Source organism: Pseudomonas sp. 2VD, assembly GCF_005503585.1.
Classification (GTDB): Bacteria; Pseudomonadota; Gammaproteobacteria; order Pseudomonadales; family Pseudomonadaceae; genus Pseudomonas; species Pseudomonas aeruginosa.
Window position 1 is genome coordinate 1 of sequence record NZ_SCND01000238.1, and the last position, 9,401, is coordinate 9,401.

Below are 9,401 nucleotides of genomic sequence, written 5' to 3' on the forward strand. Positions count from 1 at the left end.
CTTCGTTCGCCCCCAACAGGAGCACTCCATGACCACCCGCCTGCCCCAGCTGTTGCTCGCCCTCCTCGCCAGCGCCGTATCCCTGGCCGCCAGCGCCGACGAGGTGCAGGTCGCCGTCGCGGCCAACTTCACCGCGCCGATCCAGGCCATCGCCAAGGAATTCGAGAAAGACACCGGGCACAGGCTGGTCGCCGCCTACGGCGCCACCGGCCAGTTCTATACGCAGATCAAGAACGGCGCGCCGTTCCAGGTGTTCCTCTCCGCCGACGACAGCACTCCGGCGAAACTGGAGCAGGAAGGCGAGATCGTGCCCGGCTCGCGCTTCACCTATGCCATCGGCACCCTGGCACTCTGGTCGCCCAAGGCCGGCTACGTCGACGCCAAGGGCGAGGTGCTGAAGAGCGGCAGCTTCAGGCACCTGTCCATCGCCAACCCGAAGACCGCGCCCTACGGCCTCGCCGCCACCCAGGCGATGGACAAGCTCGGCCTCGCCGCCACGCTCGGGCCGAAGCTGGTGGAAGGCCAGAACATCAGCCAGGCCTACCAGTTCGTTTCCAGCGGCAACGCCGAACTGGGCTTCGTCGCCCTGTCGCAGATCTACAAGGATGGTAAAGTCGCAACCGGCTCGGCCTGGATCGTTCCCGCCGAGCTGCACGACCCGATCCGCCAGGACGCGGTCATCCTCAACAAAGGCAAGGACAACGCCGCCGCCAAGGCCCTGGTCGACTACCTGAAGGGCGCCAAGGCCGCCGCGCTGATCAAGTCCTACGGCTACGAACTCTAAGGCGGGACCTGCATGGCGTTGCCACTCGACAGTACGGACCTGGCGGCCATCTGGCTGACCATCGAGCTGGCTTCGCTCACCACCCTCCTCCTGCTGCTGATCGGCACGCCCATCGCCTGGTGGCTGGCGCGCACCCGCTCCTGGCTGAAGGGGCCGATCGGGGCGGTGGTGGCCCTGCCGCTGGTGCTGCCGCCGACGGTGATCGGCTTCTACCTGCTGGTCAGCATGGGTCCCAACGGTTTCATCGGCCAGCTCACCCAGAGCCTCGGTCTCGGCACCCTGCCCTTCACCTTCGCCGGCCTGGTGGTCGGCTCGGTGTTCTACTCGCTGCCCTTCGTCGTGCAACCGTTGCAGAACGCCTTCGAGGCGATCGGCGAAAAACCGCTGGAGGCTGCCGCGACCCTGCGCGCGAGCCCCGTCGACCGTTTCTTCAGCGTGGTCCTGCCGCTGGCCCGGCCGGGTTTCGTCACCGCCGCGATCCTCGGCTTCGCCCATACCGTCGGCGAGTTCGGCGTGGTGCTGATGATCGGCGGCAACATCCCGGAGAAAACCCGCGTGGTCTCGGTGCAGATATTCGATCACGTCGAAGCCATGGAATACGCCCAGGCCCACTGGCTGGCCGGCGGCATGGTGGCGTTCTCCTTCGTCGTCCTCCTCGCCCTCTATTCGGGCCGGCGCCGCCGGCCGGGCTGGGCCTGAGATGGACGGCCTGCGCCTGCGCTTCCGCCGCGCCTACCCCGGCTTCGAACTGGACATCGACCTGGCTCTTCCCGGTCGTGGCGTGACCGCTCTGTTCGGCCATTCAGGCTCCGGCAAGAGCACTTGCCTGCGCTGTATCGCCGGCCTGGAAAAGGCCGCCGAGGGCGAGGTGACGATCAACGGCGAGACCTGGCAGGACAGCCGCCGCAACCTCTTCGTCGCGCCCCACCGACGTGCCCTCGGCTACGTGTTCCAGGATGCCAACCTGTTCCGCCACCTGACGGTGCGGCGCAACCTGGCCTTCGGTCTCAAGCGCATCGCCGCCGCCGAACGCCGCGTCGAGCTGGAACAGGCCTGCGCCCTGCTGGGCATCGAGCACTTGCTGGAACGCATGCCGGAACGCCTCTCCGGCGGCGAGCAGCAACGCGTCGGCATCGCCCGGGCCCTCCTCACCAGCCCGCGCCTGCTGCTGATGGACGAGCCGCTGGCATCCCTCGACCTGAAGCGCAAGGGCGAGATCCTGCCCTATCTCGAACGCCTGCACGAGGAACTGGACATCCCGGTGCTCTATGTCAGCCACTCGCCGGACGAAGTGGCGCGCCTGGCCGATCACCTGGTGCTGCTGGAGAACGGCAAGGTCCGCGCCAGCGGGCCGATCGGCGAAACCCTGGCGCGAGTCGACCTGCCGCTGGCGCTGGACGACGACGCCGGTGTGGTGATCGAGGGCACGGTCAGCGACCACGACCCGGCCTACGGCCTGCTGACCCTGGTCCTGCCCGGCAGCGCGCTGCAAATGCGCGTCGCCCACGCCCCGCTGGCCCCCGGCAAGCGCCTGCGCTTCAAGGTACAGGCGCGCGACGTCAGCCTGAACCTGCGCGACGACGCCCAGAGCAGCATCCTCAACCGCCTGCCGGTACGGGTTCTGGAATTGGTCGATACCGACACCGCGGCCCACGTACTGGTGCGCCTGGATGCCGGCGGCAATCCGCTGCTGGCGCGGATCACCCGTTACTCGCGGGACCAGTTGCAACTACGGCCCGGCCAGCTGTTGTGGGCGCAGATCAAGTCGGTGGCAGTGCTCGCCTGACCCCGGCCTCGCCTGCGGCGCCTAGACCCTGGGCCAACGGTAGCGGATCAGCCGGCCCATCCGCCGCAGGAAGGCGAAGCCGTTGTAGATCGGCAGCATCAGCCGCGACGACTGCGGCAGCTTGGCAACGTCCTGCGGGTCATAGTCGGTGACCTCCTCGATGAAGCGCAGGGCCGGATGCCACCGCTCGAGTTCGCGCGGGTCGTCGATGCTCCAGTACACCTGCGCCCCGGTCTCGCGCAGCGGCGGATACAGGCGCAGCAGCATGATGCCGAGGCGGCCGTAGCCGTCGAACAGCAGCTCGCCGCTACCCAGGTGGTCGACCAGGCGTTCCACCAGGCGTCGCACCTGGGACTCCCGCAGATAAGGCATCAGCCCCTCGGCCAGGACCAGGGCGGGCCGCTCGCGCGGCACCCCTTGCAGCCAGCCGTCGTCGTCCACCGAGTGGCGCAGCGCCCGATAGGCGCCGGCGCGCGGCGGGTAGAGCCGCTCGCGCAGGTCCATGACCTCCGGGTAGTCAAGGTCGAACCAGGGCAGCTCGGCCGGCGGATCGACCCGGTAGATACGGCTGTCCAGGCCGCAACCGAGGTTGAGCACCTGCCCCTCGGGATGGCGGCCGAGGAAGTCGCGGCAGGCCTGGTCGAAGTAATGCGAGCGCATGGCCAGGGCCCGTTCGTTGCCTTTGCCGAGGGCGACCCTGGAGAAGTCGAAGTCGATCTGCCGCACCGCCTCCTCGGCGAAACGGTCATGGAGGATGGAATCGTCCAGGCGGCTATCCAGCGCCTTGGCGTAGAGGGTGATCAGGAGCGTCTGCTTTTCTCCGGTGAGGGTGATGCGGTGGCCGGGCATGAAAACCTCCTGCGGGCACGCGTGCCTCTTCAGTCCTTGCCGAAAACATCGCTATGCTTCGGCAATGATTGCCCTGGAGTCACGAATGAAAGCCAACTCCGATGAACTGCAAAGCTTCGTCAGTGTAGTCGACAGCGGTTCCATCAGCGCCGCCGCGGAACAGATGGGACTGACCGCCTCGGCCGTCAGCCGGACCCTCTCGCGCCTCGAGCACAAGCTCGGCACCACCCTGCTCAACCGCACCACCCGGCGCATGGAGCTGACCGAGGAAGGCCGCTACTTCCTCGACCAGGCACGGCAGATCCTGCAGCAGATGGAGGCGCTCGAGGAACGCCTGGCCCTGCGCCGGCAGAGCCCCGCCGGGCGCCTGCGGATCAACGCCGCCTCGCCCTTCATGCTGCACGCGGTGGTGCCGCACATCGGCGAGTTCCGCCGGCTGTACCCGAACATCCAGCTCGAACTCAACACCAACGACCTGATCATCGACCTGTTGGAGCAACGCACCGACGTGGCGATCCGCATCGGCGCGCTCAGCGACTCCACCCTGCACGCGCGGCCGCTGGGCGCCAGCCGCCTGCACATCCTCGCCAGCCCGGAGTACCTGGCCCGCCACGGCATGCCGACGAGCATCGAGGGGCTGCGAGGGCACACCCTGCTCGGCTTCACCCAGCCCGAGCACCTCAACCGCTGGCCGGTGGTGCACGCCGACGGCGATCGCCTGGAGATCCAGCCGGATATCTCTGCCTCCAGCGGCGAGACCCTCCGCCAGCTGGCCCTGAGCCACCAGGGGATCGCCTGCCTGGCCAGCTTCATGACCGACCGCGATATCCAGGACGGGCGCCTGGTGCCGCTGTTCGCCGAACAGATGAGCGAATACCGGCAACCGATCCACGCCGTCTACTACCGCAACTCGCAACTGGCGCTGCGCATCCAGTGCTTCCTCGACTTCATCCAGCAGCGCCTGGGCGCCTGAGACCGACCGTGAACGAATCCCTCGACTTCTCGCCCTACCTCGAGCGCTGGGCGTTGCAACCCGACGGCGAGCCCTTCGCCACCCACAGCAGCCGCCTGCTGCCGGTGCGCCATCGCGGCGCAGCGGCGATGCTGAAGATATCCAGTGCCGAGGAAGAGCGTTTCGGCCACGTACTGCTCAACTGGTGGGACGGCCAGGGCGCGGCCAGGGTGCTGGCCTACGACCACCAGGCGCTGCTGATGGAGCGTGCCACCGGCGGGCGCTCGCTGCTGGAGATGGTCAAGCGCGGCGACGACGACGAGGCTACGCGTATCCTCTGCCAGGCCATCGAACGCATCCATGCCCCGCGCCCGGGTCCGTTGCCGGAACTGACCCCGCTGGAGCGCTGGTTCGACTCGCTGTATGCCGCCGAGCGCCGCTACGGCGGGCTCTACGTCGACTGCGCGAACGCCGCCCGCTACCTGCTGGAGACCGCTCGCGAACAGCGCCCGCTGCATGGCGACATCCACCACGGCAATGTGCTCGACTTCGGCGAGCGCGGCTGGCAAGTCATCGACCCCAAGCGGCTCTACGGCGAGCGCGGCTACGACTACGCCAACCTGTTCACAAATCCCGACGCGAAGACCGCCCAGGCGCCCGGCCGTTTCGAGCGCCAGTTGGAGATCGTCGTCGCCGCCAGCGGCCTGCAACGCCGCCGCCTGCTGCTGTGGATCCTGGCCTGGACCGGACTCTCGGCGGCCTGGTTCGACGAGGACGGCAGCCGCGAGGAGACCGACGCCGAGCTGGCCATCGCCCGCCTGGCCCTCGCCAGCCTGTCTCGCGAAGGCTGATCAGAAGCGCCAGAACGCGCGGGTGCACAGCACCAGTACGGTGAGAATCTCCAGCCGACCAAGCAGCATGCCGAGGGTCAGCAGCCACTTGGCCATGTCCGGCAGGCTGGAAAAGTTTCCCGCCGGTCCGATAATCGGCCCGAGCCCGGGCCCGACGTTGCACACGGCGGTCGCGGCACCGGTGAACGCGGAGACCCAGTCGAGGCCGAGCATGGTCAACCCCAGTGCGATCACGCCGATGGTGATGGTGAAGAAGAAGGAAAAGGTGATCAGCGAGCGGACGATTTCCTCGTCCAGCGGATGGCCGTTGTAGCTTTGCCGGATGGTCGCCCGCGGATGCACGAGGTTCTGCAGGTTGGCCCTGAGCAACACGAAGGCCACCTGGAAGCGGAAGATCTTCAACCCGCCGGCGGTGGAGCCCGAGCAACCGCCGACGAAGGTGAGGTAGAAGAACAGCATGACCGCGAAGGTTCCCCAGGTGGTGTAGTCGGTCAGGGCGAAACCGGTGGTGGTCACCACCGACGTCACGTTGACCGCCACCAGGCGCAGCGCATCCCACCAGCCGTAATCGGAATTCAGCCAGAGCCAGAAGGCGAAAACCAGCCAGGTCACCGCCAGGAAGCCGATGAAGCCATGCACCTGGTGGTCCTTGAGCAAGGCCAGGCGATGGCCGCGCAGGGTCGCGACATAGAGGGTGAACGGCAGGCTGCCGAGGATCATGAACAACACGGCGACCCAGTGCACCGCCGGTTGCGGCCAGTGCGCGAGGGAAGCGTCGGAGGTGGAGAAGCCGCCCGTGGAGATGGCGGCCATCGAATGGTTAAACGCCTCGAAGGGGGTCATGCCCGCCCACCAGAAGCACAGCACGCCCAGCAGCGTAAGCGCGACGTAGACGCCGAGGATGTACTTGGCCGCCATGTGCGAGCGTGGCATCACCTTCTCGCCCCAGTCGGAGGATTCGGTCTGGAACAGGCGCATGCCGCCGACACGCAGCAGCGGCAGGATCGCCACCGCCATGCCGATGAAACCGATGCCGCCGAGCCAGTGCAACAACGAGCGCCAGATGAGGATGCCCGGCGACATCTGGTCCAGCCCGCTGAACACGGTGGAGCCGGTGGTGGTGATGCCCGACATGGTCTCGAAGAACGCATCGGTGTAGCTGATGTGCCGAGCCATCACCATCGGCAGCGCGGCGAAGGCGCAGACCACCACCCAACTGGCGGTGGTCAGGAAATACATGTGCCGGGCACGAAAATGCACGTGAGCCGGCCGTCCCGGCAAGACCAGCGCGAGGCCGGCAGCCGCGGTGAGCAGGCTCGACCAGAGGAAGGCGTCGAAATCGTCGTAGCGCTGGAAGAGCGCCAGCGTCAGCATCGGGATCAGCATGCTGGCCGCCAGGGTGACCAGGAAAAGCCCGAGGATGAATCCCACCAGGCGGAGCAGGGAAAAGCTCATTCCGTAACGACCTGTTTCAGCAGAGGCGGACAGCCGCGTATTCTAGCCGCCCACGGGGCGGCTTCGGAACCATCTCAGGGGATCGCCTATCCCAGGAATCGAAGGTTCTCTGTTCGCTGACACCGTTCCATTGTCAAATAGGCGTCTCGCGCCCCCTACCAGTAAGGAAACCCAAACATGGCCGGAGCCAGCCTCCTCACCCTCCTCGACGATATCGCCGCGGTGCTCGACGACGTCTCGCTGATGACCAAGGTCGCCGCGAAGAAGACCGCCGGCGTTCTCGGCGACGACCTGGCGCTGAACGCCCAGCAGGTCACCGGGGTCAACGCCGACCGCGAACTGCCGGTGGTCTGGGCGGTGGCCAAGGGCTCGCTGCGGAACAAGGCGATCCTCGTTCCCGCCGCCCTGCTGATCAGCGCCTTCGCGCCCTGGGCGGTGATCCCGCTGCTGATGCTCGGCGGCGCCTACCTGTGCTTCGAGGGCTTCGAGAAGATCGCCCACAAGTACCTGCCCCATGACGACGAGCACGCCGACGAGGCAGCGCTGGCGGCCAATGTCGACGTGGCTGCCCTGGAAAAGCAGAAGATCGGCGGCGCGATCCGTACCGACTTCATCCTCTCCGCGGAAATCATCGCCATCACCCTCGGTACCGTCGCCGAATCCAGCTTCACCACCCAGGTGCTGGTGCTGGTCGGCATCGCCCTGGTGATGACCATCGGCGTCTACGGCCTGGTCGCCGGCATCGTCAAGCTGGACGACGCCGGCCTCTATCTGTCCAAGCGCGACAGCGGCTTCGCCCAAGGGCTCGGCGGCGCCATCCTGCGCACCGCGCCGTACCTGATGAAAGGCCTGTCGGTGGTCGGCATGGCGGCGATGTTCATGGTCGGCGGCGGCATCCTCACCCACGGTATCCCGGTGGTCCACCACGCCATCGAACAGGCCGCGCAGAGCGTCGCCGGCATCGCCACGCTGGGCCCGTTGCTGGCGGCGATCACCCCAACCCTGCTGAACTTCCTGTTCGGCATCGTCGCCGGCGCCGTGGTGCTGGCGGGGGTGCTGCTGGTCAAGCGCCTGCTGCCGAAGAAGAAAAAGACTGGCTGAGCCTGCCATCGCCGGCAGCACCATCGCGGAGGGCGGATAGCCGCCCTGGCGCACATCCCACGAAGCGGTTGTGCGCCCTGCCCCGGAAGTCCCCCTCCGTTTCAATTCAATAATTTTGCACTGTAATAGCAACATTATTCGTTGGAGACGAATAAAGCTCCCCTCCTAGAATGTCCACCAGTGCCATGAGCCGTCTGTTCCGAGCCTTCCAGACGAAGATCCGACCTCCGCACTCCATCGACCCGGCAACGGGATACCCAGAAAAATACCGATAACCCAACGAGGACCCGAGGGTCGCGCCTGCTCGCCAGCCGGCCGGACCCCGGGGCCCGGCGTGCCAGCGACCATGAACGATACGGATAGCAGAAAAGATCCGGACGGCTACAACTACGACGTCGTCCGCCAGTTCACCCTGATGACCCTGGTCTGGGGCATCCTCGGCATGGGCCTGGGGGTGTTCATCGCCGCCCAGTTGGTCTGGCCGGCGCTCAACCTCGACCTGCCCTGGACCAGCTTCGGCCGCATCCGCCCGATCCACACCAGCCTGGTGATCTTCGCCTTCGGCGGCAGCGCGTTGTTCGCCACCTCCTTCTACGTGGTGCAGCGCACCAGCGGCGTGCGGCTGATTTCCGACGTCCTGGCGCGCTTCGTGTTCTGGGGCTGGCAGGCGGCGATCGTGGGGATGATCGTCAGCTACCCGCTGGGCTACACCACCTCCAAGGAATACGCCGAGATGGAATGGCCACTGGCGCTGTGGATGGCCATCGTCTGGGTGGTCTATGCCTACCTGTTCTTCGGCACCATCGCCCGCCGCAAGGTGAAGCACATCTACGTCGGCAACTGGTTCTACGGCGCCTTCATCATCGTCACCGCGATGGTCCATATCGTGAACCACGCATTGCTGCCGGTGAGCCTGGGCAAGTCCTACTCGGCCTATTCCGGCGCCACCGACGCGATGATCCAGTGGTGGTACGGGCACAGTGTGGTCGGCTTCATCCTCTCGGTCGGCTTCCTCGGCATGATGTACTACTTCGTGCCCAAGCAGGCCGGGCGACCGATCTACTCCTATCGCCTGTCCATCGTGCATTTCTGGGCGATCATCTCGATCTACATCTGGGCCGGTCCGCACCACCTGCACTACACCGCGCTGCCGGACTGGGCGCAGTCGCTGGGCATGGTGATGTCGCTGATCCTCCTGGCACCGAGCTGGGGCGGCATGATCAACGGCATGATGACCCTCTCCGGGGCCTGGCATAAGTTGCGCGACGACCCGATCCTGCGCTTCCTGGTGGTGTCCCTGGCGTTCTACGGCATGTCCACCTTCGAAGGCCCGATGATGGCGATCAAGACGGTCAACTCGCTGTCCCACTACACCGACTGGACCATCGGCCATGTCCACGCCGGCGCCCTCGGCTGGGTGGCGATGATCTCCATCGGCACGCTCTACCACATGATCCCGAAACTCTGGGGCCGCGAGCGGATGCACAGCGTCGGCCTGATCAACGCGCACTTCTGGCTGGCCACCATCGGCACCGTGCTGTACATCGCCTCGATGTGGGTCAATGGCATCACCCAGGGCCTGATGTGGCGGGCGATCAACGAGGACGGCACGCTCACCTACTC

The 9,401-nt window shown here is 66.5% G+C and carries 9 protein-coding genes; 7 read left to right on the top strand and 2 right to left on the bottom strand.

Features of this window, described 5'->3' with window-relative positions; translation table 11 throughout:
- The first annotated feature begins 28 nt into the window (after positions 1–28).
- The 3 genes from modA to modC are packed head-to-tail and all read left to right on the top strand — an operon-like array spanning position 29 to position 2,570.
- Entirely contained in the window at positions 29–784 is a 756-nt protein-coding gene (gene modA, locus FFS27_RS22170; protein ID WP_003117674.1) for a molybdate ABC transporter substrate-binding protein, read from the top strand.
- A 12-nt stretch (positions 785–796) separates the two neighbouring features.
- The gene (gene modB / locus FFS27_RS22175) at positions 797–1,483 is read left to right on the top strand and encodes a molybdate ABC transporter permease subunit (RefSeq protein WP_003088068.1); all 687 of its coding nucleotides are present in this window, start codon (positions 797–799) and stop codon (positions 1,481–1,483) included.
- A gap of 1 nt (position 1,484) precedes the next feature.
- Positions 1,485–2,570 (top strand): molybdenum ABC transporter ATP-binding protein, encoded by a 1,086-nt coding sequence (modC, locus tag FFS27_RS22180; protein WP_003098212.1) that lies wholly within the window; start codon positions 1,485–1,487, stop codon positions 2,568–2,570.
- A 21-nt stretch (positions 2,571–2,591) separates the two neighbouring features.
- Here modC and FFS27_RS22185 read toward each other — a convergent pair whose 3' ends face one another.
- Positions 2,592–3,419 (bottom strand): class I SAM-dependent methyltransferase, encoded by an 828-nt coding sequence (locus tag FFS27_RS22185; protein ID WP_003132742.1) that lies wholly within the window; start codon positions 3,417–3,419, stop codon positions 2,592–2,594.
- A gap of 85 nt (positions 3,420–3,504) precedes the next feature.
- On the opposite strand from FFS27_RS22185, the gene FFS27_RS22190 reads away from it, so the two are divergent.
- The gene (locus FFS27_RS22190; RefSeq protein ID WP_003088060.1) at positions 3,505–4,392 is read left to right on the top strand and encodes a LysR family transcriptional regulator; all 888 of its coding nucleotides are present in this window, start codon (positions 3,505–3,507) and stop codon (positions 4,390–4,392) included.
- A gap of 8 nt (positions 4,393–4,400) precedes the next feature.
- On the top strand, positions 4,401–5,222 hold the full coding sequence (locus tag FFS27_RS22195) for an aminoglycoside phosphotransferase family protein (protein ID WP_003088058.1): 822 nt from the start codon (positions 4,401–4,403) through the stop codon (positions 5,220–5,222).
- On the opposite strand, the gene FFS27_RS22200 is transcribed toward FFS27_RS22195, so the two are convergent.
- Entirely contained in the window at positions 5,223–6,677 is a 1,455-nt protein-coding gene (locus tag FFS27_RS22200) for a TrkH family potassium uptake protein (RefSeq protein ID WP_003088056.1), read from the bottom strand.
- Between the two features lie 177 nt (positions 6,678–6,854).
- Between FFS27_RS22200 and FFS27_RS22205 the strand changes: the two genes are divergently transcribed.
- Both FFS27_RS22205 and ccoN read left to right on the top strand, forming a co-directional pair.
- Positions 6,855–7,778, top strand: coding sequence for a DUF808 domain-containing protein (locus tag FFS27_RS22205; protein ID WP_003088054.1), 924 nt, complete (start codon positions 6,855–6,857; stop codon positions 7,776–7,778).
- A 346-nt stretch (positions 7,779–8,124) separates the two neighbouring features.
- A partial coding sequence (gene ccoN / locus FFS27_RS22210) for a cytochrome-c oxidase, cbb3-type subunit I (RefSeq protein ID WP_137952215.1) occupies positions 8,125–9,401 on the top strand: 1,277 nt, incomplete at its 3' end.